Below are 20,673 nucleotides of genomic sequence, written 5' to 3'. Positions count from 1 at the left end.
TTTTGCAAAGGTAATTATCATCCAAGACGTCACTGAAGAATCACTTTTTAAACAGCTAGTTAAGCTGCTTCTAAATTAGCATGTACAAAAAAAGATGGAAACAATCACTTGTTTCCATCTTTTTCGTTTTAGTAAAGCAACATTCTTGACCCATTGTTATGAACTATACCCCTCTTCAAAATAGGCATGATGATCTAAAAAATAATTAGCAACCAACGGATCTTCTTTTGCAATCAGCAGTTCAGCCAATTGAAAGACCGTTTTTTCTAGCCCATGTTGTGGTCTAGCGATAATTAGATACCCTGTTGCCAATTCGCCAGCAGGGACAATCAACCCTATAGCGTTGCACATATTTATGACGCGAACAAAGCCTTTTTTCCCTTGGACTTGTGTCGCTCTTGTCTGGGTATCAAAATGGCCGAAAAGGGTTTCACCCATGCCATCAACATCAATTGGCCCCTCTTTTGAAACAATAATATCTACCTCAGTAAAAAGTGCCTCCACCTCATCAATCAGTTCTTCCCTACTTGCTTCGTATTTATACGCAAAATTTCTTAAACGAATGTCTGCGGCTATTTCCCACGATGCCCACTTTTCTTTCTCGATATCAGCATCAATCGCTACTTTCACTTCTTTTTTTTCCATTTCTGTTTCAACAAATAAAGTGGCGACTTCTTCAACCAACTGTAATTTTCGACTGATAAAGCCAATGGACGGCGTGAAAACAACGTTATCTGTTGAAACTTTTTTATACATTTGAAAATCGACCCAGTTTGCGCCAAATGCTGGGTGAATCATTCCTATTAAATTCAACGTCGCTGCAGGTGAAAGCACAGAGCCACCACCATCTGTTCCTATACCAATATCATTGATACCTAAAAAAACATTCAATGCTGTTCCGCTAGAAGAACCCGTCATTGCTTTGCCCGTTAGTGGATTTTTCAACTGAAAATCAATTCCTCGTCCTTTGTGGCTTGCTTTATCTAATGTATGAAAATGAAAACCATTTTCTCCTAAAAATGCTAGCAAGGCAGGCGAAATCAATGTAGCTTGTTTGACACCAAGATAATAATCCTTATCAGAATTGATGTCAGAAATGCAGTTGGGGTAAACTTTCATTACAGAGTGATAAACATTTGCCATTGCCAGACTGGTCTTACTTGAATATTCTTGAATTCTTTTCATTTCCATACCTGAACCTCCATAACATAGGAATAACCGGTGACCTAGCATCAAAAATAAACTACTGGCTTCGAAATTATTGCTCACATTTTTGCTAAATAGTCATTTCTTCTTTTGCAAATGCTACTTATCGATCAATCATTAAAAGAAGACTGGCATTTAACTTTTTTAGTCAGATTTATGCTCAGTTGACATTAACTCTTTTAAAAATGAGTGACCGTTTTGTGGTGCATCCACTTGAAAATACTCGGATACTGTCGCTCCAACATCTGCTAAAGTCGTTCGTTCACCAATCATTTTTCCTTGCATTTCTGGACTATAAATCAGTAACGGCACACGTTCTCTCGTATGGTTACTATGACCAATCGTTGGATCATTCCCATGATCGGCCATCACAATCAATACATCCTCCTGATTCAAGTAAGAAAGTAATTCGTTGATTCGTCGATCACTGACCTCTAGACGATCCGAATATTTTTCTACATCTTCAGCATGACCCGCCAAATCGGTTTCTTGAATATTCAGAGCAATAAAACCATGAGTTATTGCTTTCACTTCGTTAATCAAGGAATCAAACAACATCTCTGTATCCACACCAGGAGATAAGCGCTTACTATTTGTCTGAATAATATCAGCAACTTTACCGAGAAAGGATACTGGGATTCCAGCTTTATCTAAAATCGTTGGTGTTTGGACATTCTTATCTATCCCATACCCTAAATGAACAACTTGATAACCATGATTATAAACACCTGATTCAGGTGCATCTACACCTGCAATTTCATTATTCTTGATTTTTCTTGCTCGTAACAAATCTGCTAAAGTAATTTGCTGACCACCAAAGGTAATTACTCGTGAAACTTGGACAACCTCTCGAACAGCATGACCCAACTCAGTCAAAGCTTCAAAAGAAATCAAATCCAAGCAAGCGGATACATTGTAAACTTGCCCATAATCTGTTTCTAAATTATCGCCCACTGTAGCAACTTCATTGACTACTAAGATCTGCGTTCCCAGCTCGCCTACTCGTCTGACGTTGTACCCGTGTTTTCGAAGATTTTCTTCAACAACATCGATTTTTTGATTGAACGGCTGAATCAATGGAACTTTTGGTGTTGTTCCCATAATTTCTTGGTGTCCTAAAAAAGAATCTGCTCCATAATGTGCTAAATTACTGGTTCCGTAGTTTGCTGTTTTTGAAAACTTATGATGCCCTATTTCATACCCCAACGCATTCATTAAACCAAGTTTCTCTAATGTTGGAAGATGGATTTTCTCGTTTTTTTCAATAATATGACCAGCGGTATTACTACCCAAATCTCTAGGGCGGACTTTTGCCACATCAGCCATTGCACCTACACCAAAACTATCTAATACAATTACGATAAATCTTCCCATTCTTCTTTCACCTTCTAATTAAATTTCCCAAGCTATCATAAATCCCTTCGATTTTTGGCATCCCCTTTTGGATACCAGAAACCACGGCAACGTCACTTCGGGTAACAAAAATTTGTGTGCGAAAAGCGGCGATGACGGTCGAACCAACTGCATGTTCTTGAGCAGTTGCTAAATAGTAATCAATGTTTTCATTACTAAAAGGTATCACGTCATCTTTTAGTAACTCGTCTTCTTCGGTAATCAGCACGGAGCCCAAATTTCCTCGTCGATAATAACCTCCACCATAAAAATACGCTTGGCCATCCAGATTATGAGAAATCTCACTGACATATACCATCGCTGGTAGTTCAGGCAAATCCAACTTTGCATGCAAAGGCGTTGTCCCTGTCAAGGCATGTCCAGGTTCTCCCTGTGTTCCGCCCATTTTTTTAATCAAAGGAATGGTCTTATGACAAGTTGCGGATGGAATATTCACTTCTGTGATAACTACTCCTTCATGTTGTAAAATTTCTTTTGCTGCTCGAATGGTTCCGCTATTTTTTGTCGGGACTAATTGCGAAACACCATCAAATAAAAAACAGGGAAATGAAGTAACTCCTGCAATTTCAACTAAATCGGTTTCATTTGCTAGTTCAGCAACACTAGCCAGCTCAGCTAGATGAAAACCTCCAAACTGCCCCTCGTAAATTTGGTCATCGGGTTCAATCACTTTGATTAAAATTTTTTGTTTGATGGCTAATTCAGTTGCTATAACAATAATTTGGCGTAAGGCTTCCAGTGAGTAAATCGTGATAAACTCTGTTCCATAGCTCATGATTTTTTTTAACAATTGTTGTGGTATTTGGACAAGATGGCCAACATTTCCTAAGGGTAATCCTTGTTCCATCATAACTAGCGCCTCTTTGAAATCTACAACAACTGCTTTTTCAATTCCTGCGTCATGGATTTTTTGTGCAACGTAAGGATTTCGACCAAATTGTTTCGTCATATAAAACAGTTCGATTTCCTGTTCCTTGGCATCACGTGCTAAACTTTTCGTATTTTTTTCAATCGTATCGAGATCCAAAATATACGTATCAGGAAGTATCAGTCCTTCTTGATGTAAGTTAACTGCTGCTTCAATTAATTTGGGATTTCTTCGGGTAGTAACATCTAAAAACATCCTATTCCTCCCTCAACATATTAATGATATGAAGGTAAAAATAGTCCAACTCAGCATTGGTAAACTGCTTTTCCTTAGCCATTTTTTGTAAATCCTGCCATAACTCTTTTGAATGAAGATATTTCGTATCTGCTTCGATTTCTACTCGAATAAAGGATTCCAAATCATTGATTGTTTCACTTGTTTTCCTACGCATGTCAGCCATTGCCAGATGTGTCAAAAACACATCTGCTCTTTGTTCATTTTGAATGATTTCATTTTTTAATAGGTAATCTAACACATGTAAGACATACTCATGTGTTTCTTGGTCGATGACATTTGAACTTAGCAATATCATTAATTTCTCTCGAATCATGTTACGCCCCCTAAATTCCAACAAAGTTTTTATTTTTTGATGCTTTTTTTAGTAAGAAGAATTAGTATTGTGGAATGATTTTTCCAGCACAAACATCTTTTTGAATGGACAAGATTTTTTCTTTGTCTACACTTTTCTGGAAAAAAGCATTCATTGAAGAGTCATCTACATGTGTAATGATGACAGAAGTGCTCATATCTCTTTCCATCTGGCTGTCTTCCAATAAAACATGATGTAATCCCTGATGATTTTTATCACGTATTTCATCGTAATTCCAGATTCCCGCATCGATTTGACCATTTTGTAGTGCAGAGATAATCTGATGTCCTTGCATTTCAACGTATTCGACTTGCTCGTCTTTAATAATAGATTTGGTTAATAATTGTTGGTCAATTGAGCTATAATCAATAGCAATCTTCATATTTTTTTCGATTTGGTTTTGATTCTTATCTCGGAACAAGAGAACATGTTTGCTTAAGTAAGAACGGCTCCCGAAGTCCAGACTAATCTCAATTGGTTCACCTGTTGAGATTGCTTGCTCTGCCGCAAATTTTGAAATAACTGCAAAGCGATAGGTTTTATTAACGATTGAACGTACTCTTTCTTTCGAACCACGAATATAGGCGAGATTTAATTTGATATTATTTTCTTTAAACACATCGTAAATACCCGTCGCTAAACCTTCATACAGTCTCGAATATGGTAATGTCATCGTTCCTAAAATCGTATCGGACAACGCATACTCCTGTAAAATGCTATAGTTGATTTCTTCAATGAAGGTACCAAGGTGTCCATGACTTTTTACTTTGATTGCTTCTCTGTCCTTTAAGAAAGACAATGCATTTTGAATCGTCCCTCGTGCTACTTCATATTTGGTTTGATAGTCAGTCACGCTCGGTACTCGATCACCCTTTTTCTTCTGTAATAAATCAGAAGCTAAAAAATTCACGATAATTCCTTTTTTCTTTAAAAATTCTTCTCCCATAGTAAACTCCTTACTGTTGAACACTCGCCATTGCTTTTTTCAAAATACGGATAATCGTTTCTGCTCCTGCTCGATTTGGATTGATACGGATCATGGTGTCTTCTGCATCTGGATCAGCCTTCATGAAAGTACCTGATACACGGTAAATCAACGGGGCAAATTCATATTTTGACTCTGCTCCAACTGGATTTGGCAAAGCACCATATTGGGTTGCTGATTCAATGACCTTTTTTGCAATGGGGCTTGCTAGCTTCACTACGACTACTTTCGATTGTGCATTAACGACAAATGCCTCTTTCAATCCGACAACTTCTTGTTGATTGATTCGTTGGCAGACTTCTTCACCTACTTGAGCGGAAATGGCTAATGAAACAGGTGCGTAAACCATTCCTCTTATTACATCAATTGCTTCGTGACCTTGAACTTGTCCACCACCTGAATAATTTTCAGTTTTCAGTTGGTCAATCAGTGACTTTTCACCGACAATACAGCCAATTCCCTCGGGTCCTAATAATTTGAATGTCGAAAAACAAGCTAAGTTGCCACCGAATTGGCACCCAATGCCATTCGTTTTTAAAGCAGCATAATTATCATCCGTTAGAATCTTCACTTTTTGATCCAGCGAACGAATTTGGGTAATCAATGTACGCAGATCATAGGAATCAGCCATCTTTTGTCGTGTTACTTGAATTAATATACCATCTATTTGGTTTTCTTTTAATGCTGCTTCGACGTTAACCCAATCATTAAAATCAGCGTATACTAGCTTAATTCCTAGCATATCAATTGAAACTTGTGTTGTCGGGTAAACAGGTGCATCGTGAACGAGCAACGTTTTCCCCGTACCCACACTCGCGTGAAGTGCAAGTCGAATCGCATTCGTTCCTGATCCGCGAACCAGCATTGCAGCTTCTGCTTCGAAAAATTCTGCAAGAACTTTTTCAACTTTATTCGTTGTTTTTGGCTGATTCAAGCCTTTCACTACTCCAAGATCTCCACGAGTCAAGATCTCAGCACCAGAAAAATGATTTGTCACAGCTTCAACTAGTTTGAATTGTAGCTCCATCGCTTCATCAAGCGATAAACTTGGTAAAGGAAATGTTTCCATTAAGTTTCACTCCTATTTCATAAAGGTTTGAGGATTGAAACGTAGCATCTTCTGGATGAATTGTTCAGAAACCCCATTTTCAAGTGCCAATGGAACAAATTGATCTAACAAGTAGGAATAACCAATTCCACCCTGATAGGTTAAATTTGATTTGCGAGTAATATCCATTGAAAGAAACACTTTGTCTTCGTATCCTCGTCTTTCGATTTCTTTTAACATTTTGGCTCTGACTAAATCTGGCTGATAGTTTTCTTTGCCAACCGTATCGAACTCAACATAGACTCCTTGATCCAACATCTGCAAAATATAATCAATATCTCCTGTTAAGTCTACATGACCAATAACGATTTTTTCTAAATTCGCATGTTGCTCTTTAAAAAAAGCTACTTGCTCATGACCATAAGTTCCTAATGTTGTATGGGTCGTAATCGGAACATTGGTTTGTTCTTGTGCGATGACTGAAGCGGTAAAAACTTTTCGTTCACGTGTAGTCATCAAGTTTTTACTTGTTCCTATCTCACCAATAATTTGTGCTTTGATTGCAGTGTCTGCAATTCCGTGTTCAATTTCATTCACCATAAATTCTGTCAACTCATCAATCGTTGCATCAGTGACAAATTCTGGAAGAAATTTATCTTGATAAAAACCCGTTGCTTGAACGACATTTATTCCAGATAATTCCGCAACCTTTTGTACATACGCTGGATTTCTTTTCATATCCATATTGGTCACGTCCACGATATTGCGTACACCTTTATTATACAATTTTTTGTATTCTGAAACAGTTTCTTCAAAACAATTCAGATTTGTATCGTCAATATTCTTTAAGCGAGACAAATCAATTGTCGTGTGCTCATGCATATAAGTAATTCCCTCAAGTAACATCTAATCTGATTCCTCCTAGTTTGCAACGACTGGCACAAATAGACCAAGTAAGTAAAGAATATTAACAATTACGCCTAAACTAATTGCGGCAATTGGACCAACTGCTAACTCTACTACTGGTTTTTTCGCTTTTCTGTTCAACAGCATCAAGCCAATCACCCAGAAATAGCCAATGCCCGGAGCAATTTGTTCGGATGCCATTGCCCCACCAATTAGTAAAGCAACCTCTAAAACTTTGTTCATTGCTGTTCGAATATATTCACCCATTTCGCGAATTCCCGGGAATTTATCCAAAGCTTTTGCCATCAATGTCAAAAGTTGTACTTCGACAAACATCAATAACGCACCAACGATAAACGCAAGGATTGGCTTATCATGTAATAATATTCCTGCTACAAAAACAAAAGTTGTTCCAGCCGGACTATAAACGCCGGTAACGATTGCTGTTGAGAAAACCAATGGAATAAAGCCAATTCCTCTAGCAAATGCGGCTAAAGCTGCTTCACTCATTTTTCCTTCAGAAAGTAAATTCAATGAAATTGGATCACCAGCGATAATCATTAAACTAGTCGCAGCTGCTACAGAACCACCTGTAATGGATAGCCAAATCCAATTTTTCTTGATACGATTCACACGTTCCAAAAAGACACTGACTAAACTTTCGTTTGAATTACTACCATCACTCTTGACCTGAATTGCGTAAACAATCATAAAAATCATTCCGACAAGTAAAGACATACCTTCTGCGCTAAGCGTCAAAGTTGCTCCATTTCCTAAGTTGAATGTACCGAAACGTTTAACAACAAATAAAGTTAATAATGTCGCACCAAAAGAGATTGCGCCTTTTTTAAATCCATGTTGGCTTGTAATCGCTACTGCCGGGAAAATACTAAAGGAAATGACTACAGGTGCCCCGACCGAAGAAAGTGCATCCATAAAGTTGACCGGCATCATCGCGAATAAATCAACGACCGCTTGAAGTCCTAAAACTAAACCAACCCCATAAAGTGCACCCACCACTGCCGAAATGATTACGCCTGTTTTTCCTTCGGGTGCCCAAGAGCCGATAATATCTGTCATCAATAACACACTATGAACTAACAAAATTGATGCACCAATCGACACTGGTATCCCAAATCCGATAACCAAACCAAAACTTAACGCAAAACTTGTCGCAGCAATTTCTTTTTTCCCAATTTTCCCCTCTAAAAACTCTGGTACGATTGGGCGCAAGCCATCATTAAAGACAGCAATTCCCTTGTTCGCTAATACCGCACATAAACCACCCAATGATGCGATAGCAATTAATTCAATTATTCTTGACGAATCCATCTTTTTTCCCCCACGATCATTCTATTGTTTTTTTAATTCATCCATAATGATTGGCACAACTACTTCTTTGTGTTGGGCAGTAAAACCAAACGCTTGTTTACCAGAACGAACATTCTCGCGAATTTCTTCTTCAGCCATTACTTTCCCTGGCATTGAAACGGTTACACAATTGTCATGACCTAATAAAGCTAACGCCATTGCTAATGCTCCACCACCACCAGTATTGCAAGCCCCCACATAATAGTCGGCTTGACCATTTTTTACAGCCATCGCTGCATCCAAATCACTTTTCACTGTGATTTCGTACTTTCCATCACTGAATTTTTCAACTAATTCTTTCACTTCACTTTTATCAATTTGGCCACCTACTACGATTTTTTTCATCAAAAGTCCTCCTAAATGAATGTACATTTTTTTGTATATTGATACGTAATTAATAATTACAAACAGATTGTAACTGTGCCTGAACGCAAATGCAAGCCCTTTCTTTTTAAATGTTTTTTATTTACTCACTTCTTTTCTACCTTTAAAATCGTTTTGAGTTATTTTACCTGGATCATTTTTCTTTATTCAAACCAAATTCATCACCTTCTTTTTTGCCGTTCATTAATGTTAGTTTCATTCATTTTTTCTTGAATTAACTAACGAATAAAGGACTTTGAATCTGGTTTCAGTTTGATAACCGTTGATTTTTTAAGCTCATGAATCGGTCTTCTTGTGAATCCATTTGCTGATAGTATTTTTTATTTAATTAATGATACGTTATTTTCCTTGGTGAGCGAAAGAAAAATAAAAGTTACACTCGAGGCATTAACATTGTAATGACTTTCCCTCTATGAGAGAATTTCAGTTACAAAAACATTTAGGGAGGACCACCGTTGTATAAATCATTGTGTTTCATCACTGAAAAATTGAATGACTTTTCTTTCGAAAATCTTCACTATGAAAGACAAAATGAAGAGTATGAAGGTACAACTTTTTCAATAAATCCCCACACATTTCGTAGTCGACTCGCCAAATCAACCCCCAAGAAAAAAGGCTATTTTGTTGCGTTCTGGGAAAAGGACATTACTGATAAAAATCGACCATTCTTATACGAAAATAGCCCCGACAAACTGATTATTACTATTCTTGACGGACAACTATCCGGCAATTTATTTTTCCGAAAGAGGTGTTACTAAAAAAAGGGATTCTCAAAAGCAAAACTTCAAATGGGAAAATGGCGATGCGAATTTATCCCACTTGGGTACACGATTTAAACAAGACTGCCGCTCGTACACAAGAATGGCAAATGGAACATTTTATTGATACTTCAATAACTGTTGACAAAAAAATGTTTAACTCTCTTTATTTTGAATGAGGAGAATTTTTTGTAAGCAATTTCATGCAAGTGTTGGATAATTAGATAGCAAAAGTTATAATAAACTAAACGATATAAGAAAGAACGGCAACTAATCATTTAGTTGGTAAAAAAGGAGCTTATCCCTTGAAAAAATTGCTATCAAGTCATGACCTTAAACTATTGACCTTGCTGGAAGAGTTGAATCGAAATCGACAAACCACTTCCTTAAAAGAACTTAGTCAAACACTAGCTATTCCTATTCGTACGTTATCGACATATATACAGGAGTTCAATGGCTACCAGTTGCCCATCTACATCTCCTCTGACAATCGCGGAGTGCATCTGATCATCCCCAAAGAACATTCTTTCCGATACGTCTACAGTATCATATTGAAACATAGCCTTGAGTTTTCCATTCTTCAACAAATCTTTTTAAACGAAAATCTCACTTTAGAAGAGCTAGCCGAAAAAAACTTTGTCAGTCTCTCAACGGTGAAACGAGCGATTACCAGAATTAAACCACTTTTAAAAAGGGAAGGCATCATGATTTCAAATAACAATGTCGCCATTGAAGGAGAAGAAGAAAAAATAAGACAATTTTTTAATTATTTTTATGATGAAAAGTATTTCAACCTAGAATTTTTGACAACGGAACAAAGACAATGTTTACATGCTTTAGTTCAGGATTTATTTCAGCAAAGAGGAATAAAAATCTATAAAAACCAAGTCAATAAATATATTCGTTGGATGTATCTAAATGCCGTTCGAATCAAGTACGGTCATCGTATCACACCAAAAAAGAATCGCTTCAAAACAAGTAGCTTATTATCAGATAAAACATTTATCCATCAATTCGAGCACCTTTTTCAGATTCCACTAACATTAGAAACCATCAACGATTTGTTGTACCAACTAAATAATTATTACCTCTACTATTCTTATGGTCAGGTTGAAACGATGGCCGAGCAATCCATAGAAGTAAAAGAGAAAATGCAAACAATCAAAACAAATTTGCAGACCATTTCTCAAGATTTAGGAATCAGACTGCCTGAGTCAACGGAACAAATGCTCATTTTGGATTTTATCAATATTTTGCAGTTTAAAAGTCCTCGAACGTTTTTGCTTTACGATCGCAGAGCAACTTTTTTAGAACATTTATCCATTAAGTATCCTCATCTAAAGGACTATTTATCTGCTTATGTAATCAATCTTCTTGCTCCTGCTGCACCTCAATCTGAAATCAATGAGTTGATCTACATTCTACTGACACATTGGTACGAGCTTTACAATTGTCTGCACAAAATTGAGCAATGTATTGCTATTTATATTTTTGTTGATACTGATTTAGAACATGCACTGTTTATAAAAAAAGAATTAGAAAGTCATTGCCGTTACCATATAAACTGTCATTTAATGATGGACGATGAGCTGATTATGATTCCCGATGAGGCTATTTTGGTCACCTCAATCGCTGATACACCTCAATGCATAAAAAATGTCATTTGCTTCTCAGACTACTTTAGTGAACGTAACTGGTACGATCTCAACAATCAAATAAAACAACTAACAACACAAAAAGCATTCACTAACGAGAAACGTTAGTGAATGCTTTTTTGAGGGCTCTTTATTCGTTTACAAATAATTTTTCACCAGCTAAAATAGTATCGCCAGCAACTAATTGAAGATTTTTGTAGTTTGTAGAATTAGTAATCACAATCGGGGTAACCGTACTTTTTCCCTGTGCTTTGAGGAATTGTTCATCAAATAAAAGTAGTTCTTCACCAAGTGTAACAACATCGCCTTGCTTAACTAATGGAGTAAAACCTTCTCCATTTAATTCAACCGTATCCATACCAACGTGGATTAAAATCTCCGCACCTTCTTCTGATGTGATGCCAATCGCATGTTTTGTAGGAAACAAAAGGGTCACTTTACCATTCACTGGTGAGGTCACTCTTCCCTGTTCTGGTAAGATAGCTACTCCTTTACCCATCGAACCGGAAGAAAAAACAGGATCATCGATTGATTCCAACGAAAGAATTTTTCCGTTCATCGGCGAGAAAACAGTTATTTTTTCGTCAATCGTTACCGCTTCTCCTTCAACCAGTTCGTTTGCCAGTTTTTCATCCTGAGTCGTTTCATCAAATCCAAAAATAAATGATAGTGTTGCTGCAATAATGAATGCAACAGCTAATCCTATAACTCCTATCGTTGCACTTGACTCCACGCCATTTCGACCAATCATATTAGGAATGGCAAGAATACTTGCACTAAATGCAAATGATTTCACACCAAAGAATGCAATGATTCCGCCGCCGACAGCCCCACCAATGGAAGCAGCAACAAATGGTTTTTTCAAGGGTAAGGTAACACCATATACTGCTGGTTCCGTTATACCAAACAAAGCTGTTAGCGAGCTAGATACAGCCAAACTTTTTAAATTCTTATTTCTTGACTTTAAAAATACTCCAAATGCAGCACCTGATTGGGCAATCACACCTGCAATTGACATTGGCAACAAACGATCATACCCCAATGTTGAAAAATTAAGTAACGTTAATGGCACAAATCCCCAATGCATTCCAAAAACCACTAAAATCTGCCATAACCCACCTAATGCGATTCCTGTAAGTAGTGGACTAAACTCATAGAGTCCATTCACACCTTTACTTAAAATCGAACCAATGATTGTTCCCAGTGGCCCAATCAACAGATATGTGAAAGGAACCATGATCACTAAGGTCATCAGCGTAACACCAAATACTAAAAATTTCGGTACGATTTTTTTGAAAAAGCCTTCTACATAGCGCTGGATAAAAACGGCTAAAATAATCGGAAAGACTGTTGACGTATAGCCTGCACCATAAATAACTGGCAATCCCACAAAAGTTAAATCAGCCGTATTTTCAATTGGATAAACCATTGCCATCGCTAATGCCATGGCAATGTATTGATTTGTTTTGAATTTTTTTGCAGCTGTAAAAGCGATTGCAATTGGCAAGAAACGAAAGAATGCATCGCCAGCAGCATTTAATAATATATACGTTCCTGTTTCAGCAAATCCTGGTGACAGAAAGACAGCCAAGCTTAAAAATCCTTTTAATACCCCTGTCCCTGCTAACACAGTCAAAAATGGCGTAAAAATCGAAGAAACGATATCAATAATCTTGGCAACGATTCCTTGTTTTTCGTTGCCAGTATCACCACTTGTTACTTCTCCCCCCATTACTTCTATCAAGCTTTCATAAACAGTGCTCACTTCATTTCCAATCACGACTTGATATTGTCCGCCACTTTGAACGATTTGGATTATTTTTGGTATTTTATTTAACTCTGACGTAGCTGCTAAGTGCTCATCTTTCAAACGAAAACGTAACCTCGTTGCGCAATGAAAGACATCACTGATATTTTCTTTTCCACCAACACCATCTAAAATCTTTTTAGCCAATTCGTTGTTATTCATCACTATTCCCCTTACTCTGTTAATTTAAATTTTGACCAAGGCTTTAATTTGGATAGTAAATCAACTGATTCTTCCGTCAAATGTCCTACCAAATTACATCTTTGCCTGTCATTCGGAATGTCCTGCAAAATGATGTGCAATTCTCCTTTGTATTGACCAAAACAATCATTTCCGATCACGATATCGCCTCTCTCTAGCGGTGGACAAATTGTTGGCACAATTGATTCTTCCTTATATTTAAAACGCGGGAGACTTGAACGAATCAGAAATGCTGAGCGGTCTCCTCGATAACTATGTTTTTCTTCTAAGACAATTTTCTTTTCTAAAGGTTGAATGCCCTCTTCTAAAACAACTTGCAACTGAGGGTGAGTGGTAAAATATATTTCCGAAACTTCTCTCAACTCTTGTTCACTAGCGTAAGCATCACCAATAATAATCGTATCAATTCGGTCATCCAACAGATAATACGATGCTTGACTTCGAATTGACTGCGTTCGGTGCTGTTCCAACGTACAAAGTCCATCTTGTAGTGGCCAAGGACCAAGTTGCGCATGCTTACTAGTAATAAATGCCGCCGTTTCAAGATCATATTTTTTGAACTGCTGGCAACAATACGCATAAAAATCTTCGGCTAAACCCGAATACTCCATTGGATAAAAATTATGTGACCCAATCAAATTCTTTTTATTTGGTGAGAAAGACATAATATTATCGATATACTTTGTTCCAATACTCATATTGACTTCAATTTTTAGATTATACATGTTACGCGTCATCTCAGCTTCTTCTCTTCCCGTAAACCCCATATCCAAGCGAATACCATAAACGCCTAAATCTGCAAAAAAAGAGAGGTCTTCATAACTGACACCAATTTGCTTGAAAATTTGGGGGTTGATATCTACGACAACTTCCATACCTATCTGACTAGCATACTGAACCGTTTCTTTAAAATGACGAATAACCTGATCGCTATCTCCTGCTAGCTCCAATAAACTCGTAAAAACTCTACGATAACCTAGCTGGTAAGCTAAATCAATGTAGATTTTGTCTTGTTCTTTTGTTGATTTTTCCGGATAAATTGAAATACCTAATGTCACTTGATTCCCTACTTTCTAAAATTACTGTCCGTACGAACTTACATAACAATAATCTCTAAGAACGTCTTGATCTTCAAGTTCAAAAAGCGCATGATGCCATGTGATTTTTGACTAAAGATTTTTATTCTAAAAAAACTAAGTTGACCATATCTTTTTACTCGAGATACAGTCAACCTAGTTTGTAGGAAATATTCAATTCAAGAATTACGTATTATTTACTTACTCTTTTCGATAACGTCTAAAGCTTTGTCAGGAACCTTACTCTTTTCTACCTCTTCCCAACTTTTCACTCCGTCACTTTTCGTTACTTTTGCTTTCAAATAGGCGTCTTTTTTTAATGGTTTATTTCGATATTCTTTCATTTCTAAGTCGATTTTCTCACCATTTTTATTGACAAATACTTGATTATACTCAAAATATGAGCTACCTTCTTTATCTGTTTGTTTTTCAGGAGTTGTCGTGATTTTTGTATAGTAGACCTCTTTTTTTAGTTCTCTATCATAAAACTGACATCCTGACATAACAAAAAGACTTGCTAACGCTAAAGTAAGTGTAATAAATATTTTTTTCAATGGCTTACTTCCTCCTATAGTTAATCTATTCAAATAATAATTCATTTTAGTTCAAGTAAACATTGAATCGAGAATGTAAGAGCTAACACTATTGAAAGAATAATATAACTATCATTATGTAATTGGTAATTTCTCGGTCAGATTTGTCTTCCAAGTTGAGTACTCATCTCTTGAACCGCTTGAAAGCATCATAAAGCCCTCCTTCTTATTTTAGAAGAAGGAGGGCTTTTCGCGTTCTCTGAAATTAGAAAAATTTGCTTAATCACCGCAACCATTGTTACTTGGCTTTACCGCAAATCCCTCGCCATCATTTTTTGACTGAATACTGGATCAGAAACTTTTTTCAGATTGATGATCTCCAAAAAATCAAATTTATTTAGCGATTGTTTTGATTATTCTCCAATTGAAAAAAAAGACTATGACAAAAAATATTGACATAGTCTCTTCTTTTCACAGCTGAACGCTTGGAGCCACAACCTCTATCTACGGTGCTCACCAAGCAACTTCTCGAAATAACTCTCAACTGTTCAAAAACATGAAAGGCTATTTTTGTCAGTTGTTCTTTATTTTTTCGAAGCTGGACGCTTGGAGCCACAACCTCTTCTGGCTATTTTTTCTTATTTACTCCTTGAATCGCCTTGAACAAAGTATCAAACTGGCCTTTAAACGACATTACTTGATCAAAGATATCTTCCCCATCATTCAGCATTTTGACCGTCACCCAGCCAAGAGATTCCGTAATTGCCATCGCAACCACCGCATTGACCGCACCACCACTAATTGTTCCAACTACCGGAATAAATTTTAAGATATTGCCTACTGCACTACGGCCAAAGCTGACAACTACCAGTTCTTTAGTCAAACTTTTACCCAAACTTTCCGACCAAGATTGTCCAAATATTTTATGTAAACGTGCCATCATCGTTAACTGTACTGGAACTAATAAAAACGCGTCGGAAAACGGAATAGGTGATAAACCAATGATTGCTGCTGTTAAGGATGCCACATGAACCGTTGTATGACATTTTTTACGCGTTTCTTGATCGACATCTGTCAAAAATTCATCAAAAACGCCATCGAAACGACTTCGACTAGCAGCCGTCAACTTTAATGCTTTAGTCTTTGTACTATCAAAAGATTTCATGATGGCAGTAGAGATTTTACTTGGAAATTGTTTCAACACATCATTAAAGAACGATTGAAATTCTTCTTGTTCTTCCTGTGTATCCAACTCAGCTACTTCATTCAGTTTCTTTTCATTTGTTACCTCAAGCTGTTTCTTTTTTTGTTTATCCTTTTTCCCTAACATCTTTCATGACCCCTTTATCAAAAAATTACTAAAGAAATTGTAGCACGGAATACAATTTGGCAACAAGAAAACGTTCAGTACATGCCTGTTACTACCAAAAGTTTATCATTTATTTAAGTAAGCACACGTTTAACGTGCATTCCCAGAAGATTCATTTATGTGGTAACTATATTCTTTATAGATAAAGCTGAAACTGTTCACTCCTATCTTTTTCAAGCAACTCCTGTCTGAACACAAAAAAATCTCCCAGTCTTCATTTTTAAAATAAAAGCTGGGAGAACCATTCTTTAGCCGTAGCGTTTTTATCTTCTATTATTCCTTACTACGCTCCAAAGCACACTCATTAACTGACAGAAAAAGGAGCTGGAACATACATAAAAAAGTGCCTTCAATTTCCAAAAGTTAGACATTTGAAAGCACCTTTTATTTTGAAAAAATTTTTCGTAGTTAGCCTGAGCTAGTTGAATTATTTAAGAAACAATTGATCCGAGTGCCAATTAGTAGTTCGCTGATTAACACTTTTTCACATTAATTTTTCTTTACTTCTCTTCAGAAGTTGCTGAGTCCTTGGAATCTAAACTTAATTCACTCGCTCCAATTTTAATTGATTGGATTTCTTCGTTATCTTTTAATCCAAATTCATAAAGATAATGCATTTTTTTACCTTCTTGGAAATGGCTCCTGTCTTCATCTAACCTGAAAGTTGTTCCATCTTTATAAGTTAATGTAATCGGAACATTGATTAAACTCCCCGTATAGTCAAAGTCTAGTGCCAGCGGCGATAAAGTAATATTTTCTAAGAATACTTTATCCGTTGCCCCATCGATTTCTTGATCAGGCAAATTGGTGATTGGTAATTCTTTCACCTCTTTCAATTGTATCAGCCAATTCCCTTCTTGATAGACACCCCAATTCCACCCGTTTAAAAGAAGTTTTGCTTGAGTTAAGTCTGCTTCTGAAATAGCAAAAACATATTCTTGATAATCAGATCTGCCAGTTTGATTATTATGCGTCCCCTCATCAATACTAAAGTCTACGATTGGTTCTATTTCTTTTTCACCAATAGCCAAACTTGGAAAAACAGCTGCCATCTTAGATTCATTTGGTATTTTTAGTTGGACATGTAATAAATTATCTTTGTAAGCAATATTGGAAATCGTAAAATTTCGGTCTAATTTTTCATTGACTTCCAATGGTTTTAATCCTTCCTTGATTATCTCGTCCCAAGTAACGCCTAGTTTTTTGGCTTCTTTTTCATCAAATCCACCACCTTGGCTTTCTTGTTTTGTTAAATCAATCCAAGTTTTAGCTGGTTTTACTATTTCTTCCCATTTTGGAGTAAAAGTTTTTATAAAGTTTTTTTCTTGACTTGCAAAAGAACGGATTTGAAACCCGGAAATTGGCGTAGCCTCTGCACCAATCGCGCTGGTAACTAATGTAGCCGTTTTCGTTCCTTCGTCATAATTGACCACTTGGGTATTCCCACCACTAAACATTTCCCAATCCTCGATGACTGTATCTTTTGCTAGCCGATCACCAGTTAAATCAGTTAGTTGGCTAACCAAGTATTGATTATTCCCATCTTTAAAAGAGGCAACAGCTTTTAGCCGTAATCCTTGATCCGTTACTTCTTGACTTAGCTTATCTGAATTTAACAATAAGATTTCTGTATCTGTACCAAACCTTTTTTTATAAGCTAACGACAAATCATCTCGAAAAGTAAATCCTACTAATAGTAAACCTAATGCTGCCGTTGATCCACCAATTATCCAACGTCTTTTTTGTTGTCTCTTTTTTCTAAACATATTCTTTTTTGTTACAAATTTATTCTTGATTTCTTTTTTATTTTTTTCGTGAAAGAGTTGATCGGTACATTTCAGTAATTCATCTAACTGTTCTTCAGTTAAATATTCTAAAGGATCTTTTTTCATCTATTTTCCACCTCTCTAAAAAAAGAATTTTCATTCACTAAATGACGAAGCTTTTTACGCCCTCGATACAAATAATTATCAATTTCTTTACTCGTGAGTTTTGTGCGCTCTGCGATTTCCAGAGGAGATAAATCACAAAAGATTCGCCAAAACAATAATTGACGTGTGGGCTCGTCAAACGTCAAAATCAAGTTATACAGTTCTTGCCATGCTTCTTTCTCATCAAGTTCATCACTAATCAGTTGTTGTGCATCTTCATTTATTTCCGTCAATGGTTCTTGTTTAAATTTTTGGACTTTTTGCCATTTATTTCTGGTCATACTCTTTGTCATAATACACAAATAAGTTTTCAGACTACCTTTTTCTGGATTAAATTTTTCAGGATGTTGCCAAAATCGTAAGAAAACATCACTGATTATTTCTTCCAGATCCATGTTATTATGAACACCACTGCGAGCACCCACTGCCCATAATAATTTACTATAAGCTGTAATTAGATAATCGAATGCATCATCATCACGTTTTTTTAATCGTTGATAAAAAAGTTCATTTTCGATTTCTTCCATTTCTCCACCACCTACGCTAGTACTTTTCAAGAACACTATTAGCACACACTTCACTATCTTGTCCTATTCTCTCCTATAAAAAAACGAAATCAAGCATTACTTTGATGAATACACACGATGGAACTAGTTCTTTTTTCTATTAAGTTAACTAACTTTCTCAAAATATAACGCTTCACATAAAAGAGCTCTCCCAAATTCAACATATCTTCATCATCAACATTTTTGATTTCACATATAGTACAAATCATAAGGAACAATTTCCTCGCATAAAAAAAATTTTTCTAAATCATCATCATTCACTTCTAATACTCATCATACCCAGTTATGTACAAAAATTCCTCAGTATATTTAAGTACAATCATACGAATAAAAAGCCAACCAAGAATTACCATTCGCGCTAAAATTTCAACTACTACCTCTTAAAGAATATCCTCACTTCACACAAAAAGGGGCTGGGGCAAAAATAGTCTAAATAGAAAAAAAGCCTAAACTTCGTTTTTGAAAACGGTGATTTTAGGCTTTTTTGAATTGAAAAATGTGTTAAGAACAACTGGGCTTTTTAGTTTTGTCCCAATCCCTTTTCTTTTAACGGCAATCAAGCAAGCTGAAATGCACACCACGTCCTTGATTCTTTCCATTATATTTGAGTAATGGTTTCTCAAAGGCGAAAAAACGGGCTGAAGCTACTGCTACTCCATGGTTTACAAAAATTTCTACAGCGGATCCATCAATCATCAACTGAATTTCTTTCAATGGTTCATCTAAATGGTAATGACGAAATTCTTTTTTGCCGTCTTCCCAATTCGTTCGACTCAATTCCATCAGCGATTTTTTAGCATCAAATAGTAAAGAAAAACCAGTCGTTACTTCTACTTGGAAATCTTCAGCAAAAGAGTCAAAGGTCATAAGAATTTCTGAACCAAATTTCGCCAAAGGACATTTCCAGTCTCCCATCAACCCAAAAGTAGACTCTTCTCCGCGCAACTGTTGTAATTCTCGGATGGGTCTTTGATAAAGCCGACCTTCATGGAAGTTCAATTCACGAGGAATCGTTAAACAATGCACCCACTTTTCTGCAACTGTTGGTTGTGCTTGTTCCTTTTCAGGTGGCATTACGCCCATCCAACCATAGAGTATGCGTCGTTCATCAGCTGTTTCAAACGTTTGAGGTGCATAAAATTCAAATCCCCAATCCATTTCTACCAACTCATTTTCTGAAGCAATCTGCCATTCTTTCGTCAGTGGCAGATAGACCGTTTGATGAATATTTTGATACTGTTCTCTCTCCGCCGTCAATCCTTGTGGCGAATAAAGTAAGAGTTCTTGACCATCCACCTGAAAAAGATCAGGGCATTCCCACATGTAGCCTCTCTGAGAGATCTTATCCATTTCATTTGAATCAAAAAGTTCGCCATCAAATTGCCATTTTTTAAAGTCAGCGGACGAGTAACAGAGAATTGTTCCTTGCTCTGCTAAAGTTTGAGCCCCGAGCACTAAACGCCATCGATGTGTTTCATTATCAAACCAGACTTTTGGATCACGCACATGACGTGTATACCCTTGCGGATGTTCAAAAAGCGGGCCTAACTTTTTAAAATCTACACCGTTTTCTGAAACTGCCCAACACTGAAAACTACTTCGACTTCTATCAGGGTTAATCACATTTCCAGTATAGAATAAGTATAATTTGCCATCTTTTTCAATCGCTGATCCAGAATAAATTCCGTCTTTGTCATAAGGCTCGCTAGGAACCAATGCCACTGGCAAACGTTTCCAGTGAATCATGTCCTGAGAAACAACATGTCCCCAGGATTTATAATCATGTGAGCAGTCTTTGGAATTCCATTGATAAAAGAGATGATACGCTCCTTGATATTCAATCAATCCATTGGGATCATTCAGTAACCCTTCTTCTGGTGTACAATGGAAACTCAATGGATAACGGCTGTCCTTTACTCTACCATCTAACATCTAACTTTCACTTCC

17 protein-coding genes and 1 pseudogene are annotated in these 20,673 nt (G+C 36.6%); 2 read left to right on the top strand and 16 right to left on the bottom strand.

Going from position 1 to position 20,673, the window contains the following annotated elements; genetic code table 11:
• Positions 1-156: 156 nt before the first annotated feature.
• The 9 genes from IGJ66_RS05890 to IGJ66_RS05850 form a co-directional block, all read right to left on the bottom strand.
• Positions 157-1,191 (bottom strand): amidase family protein, encoded by a 1,035-nt coding sequence (locus IGJ66_RS05890; protein WP_430616989.1) that lies wholly within the window; start codon positions 1,189-1,191, stop codon positions 157-159.
• 159 nt (positions 1,192-1,350) lie between these two features.
• The gene (locus tag IGJ66_RS05885) at positions 1,351-2,580 is read right to left on the bottom strand and encodes a phosphopentomutase (RefSeq protein WP_430616988.1); all 1,230 of its coding nucleotides are present in this window, start codon (positions 2,578-2,580) and stop codon (positions 1,351-1,353) included.
• A gap of 7 nt (positions 2,581-2,587) precedes the next feature.
• Positions 2,588-3,742 (bottom strand): YhfX family PLP-dependent enzyme, encoded by a 1,155-nt coding sequence (locus tag IGJ66_RS05880; protein WP_086270962.1) that lies wholly within the window; start codon positions 3,740-3,742, stop codon positions 2,588-2,590.
• Position 3,743: 1 nt separating this feature from the next.
• Positions 3,744-4,097: a hypothetical protein gene (locus IGJ66_RS05875; RefSeq protein ID WP_430616987.1), complete on the bottom strand. Its 354-nt coding sequence runs from the start codon at positions 4,095-4,097 to the stop codon at positions 3,744-3,746.
• Positions 4,098-4,158: 61 nt separating this feature from the next.
• Positions 4,159-5,082, bottom strand: coding sequence for a GntR family transcriptional regulator YhfZ (yhfZ, locus tag IGJ66_RS05870; protein WP_086270963.1), 924 nt, complete (start codon positions 5,080-5,082; stop codon positions 4,159-4,161).
• 10 nt (positions 5,083-5,092) lie between these two features.
• Complete coding sequence (locus tag IGJ66_RS05865) at positions 5,093-6,190, bottom strand: aminotransferase class I/II-fold pyridoxal phosphate-dependent enzyme (RefSeq protein WP_086270964.1); 1,098 nt, start codon at positions 6,188-6,190, stop codon at positions 5,093-5,095.
• 12 nt (positions 6,191-6,202) lie between these two features.
• Complete coding sequence (locus tag IGJ66_RS05860; protein WP_075491492.1) at positions 6,203-7,075, bottom strand: phosphotriesterase family protein; 873 nt, start codon at positions 7,073-7,075, stop codon at positions 6,203-6,205.
• 15 nt (positions 7,076-7,090) lie between these two features.
• A complete protein-coding gene (locus IGJ66_RS05855; protein ID WP_071868315.1) occupies positions 7,091-8,407 on the bottom strand; it encodes a YhfT family protein in 1,317 nt (438 codons plus the stop codon).
• A 21-nt stretch (positions 8,408-8,428) separates the two neighbouring features.
• Positions 8,429-8,791 (bottom strand): DUF2620 domain-containing protein, encoded by a 363-nt coding sequence (locus IGJ66_RS05850; RefSeq protein WP_071868314.1) that lies wholly within the window; start codon positions 8,789-8,791, stop codon positions 8,429-8,431.
• Between the two features lie 494 nt (positions 8,792-9,285).
• On the opposite strand from IGJ66_RS05850, the pseudogene IGJ66_RS05845 reads away from it, so the two are divergent.
• Positions 9,286-9,767, top strand: a pseudogene (locus tag IGJ66_RS05845) (MepB family protein).
• Between the two features lie 126 nt (positions 9,768-9,893).
• Complete coding sequence (locus IGJ66_RS05840; RefSeq protein WP_430616986.1) at positions 9,894-11,351, top strand: helix-turn-helix domain-containing protein; 1,458 nt, start codon at positions 9,894-9,896, stop codon at positions 11,349-11,351.
• Between the two features lie 22 nt (positions 11,352-11,373).
• Here IGJ66_RS05840 and IGJ66_RS05835 read toward each other — a convergent pair whose 3' ends face one another.
• The 7 genes from IGJ66_RS05835 to IGJ66_RS05805 all read right to left on the bottom strand — a co-directional run bounded on the left by IGJ66_RS05835 (position 11,374) and on the right by IGJ66_RS05805 (position 20,658).
• The gene (locus IGJ66_RS05835; RefSeq protein ID WP_430616985.1) at positions 11,374-13,212 is read right to left on the bottom strand and encodes a beta-glucoside-specific PTS transporter subunit IIABC; all 1,839 of its coding nucleotides are present in this window, start codon (positions 13,210-13,212) and stop codon (positions 11,374-11,376) included.
• A gap of 11 nt (positions 13,213-13,223) precedes the next feature.
• Positions 13,224-14,309, bottom strand: coding sequence for a DUF871 domain-containing protein (locus IGJ66_RS05830; RefSeq protein WP_430616983.1), 1,086 nt, complete (start codon positions 14,307-14,309; stop codon positions 13,224-13,226).
• Positions 14,310-14,524: 215 nt separating this feature from the next.
• Positions 14,525-14,881: a YxeA family protein gene (locus IGJ66_RS05825; protein ID WP_430616982.1), complete on the bottom strand. Its 357-nt coding sequence runs from the start codon at positions 14,879-14,881 to the stop codon at positions 14,525-14,527.
• 607 nt (positions 14,882-15,488) lie between these two features.
• Positions 15,489-16,190, bottom strand: a complete 702-nt coding sequence (locus IGJ66_RS05820; RefSeq protein WP_271027101.1) for a YcjF family protein — start codon at positions 16,188-16,190, stop codon at positions 15,489-15,491.
• Positions 16,191-16,729: 539 nt separating this feature from the next.
• Positions 16,730-18,121: a hypothetical protein gene (locus IGJ66_RS05815; protein ID WP_430616981.1), complete on the bottom strand. Its 1,392-nt coding sequence runs from the start codon at positions 18,119-18,121 to the stop codon at positions 16,730-16,732.
• Positions 18,118-18,687: an RNA polymerase sigma factor gene (locus IGJ66_RS05810; RefSeq protein WP_067481867.1), complete on the bottom strand. Its 570-nt coding sequence runs from the start codon at positions 18,685-18,687 to the stop codon at positions 18,118-18,120. Before IGJ66_RS05810 ends, IGJ66_RS05815 begins: the two co-directional genes overlap by 4 nt.
• Before the next feature lie 585 nt (positions 18,688-19,272).
• Positions 19,273-20,658, bottom strand: coding sequence for a glycoside hydrolase family 32 protein (locus IGJ66_RS05805; protein WP_430616980.1), 1,386 nt, complete (start codon positions 20,656-20,658; stop codon positions 19,273-19,275).
• Positions 20,659-20,673 lie beyond the last annotated feature (15 nt).

Origin of the sequence: Enterococcus sp. DIV0176, from assembly GCF_050528535.1 — a bacterium.
GTDB lineage: Bacteria > Bacillota > Bacilli > Lactobacillales > Enterococcaceae > Enterococcus_B > Enterococcus_B thailandicus.
Note: the sequence above shows the minus strand (reverse complement) of the source record. Positions and strands in the feature narration are given on the sequence as shown.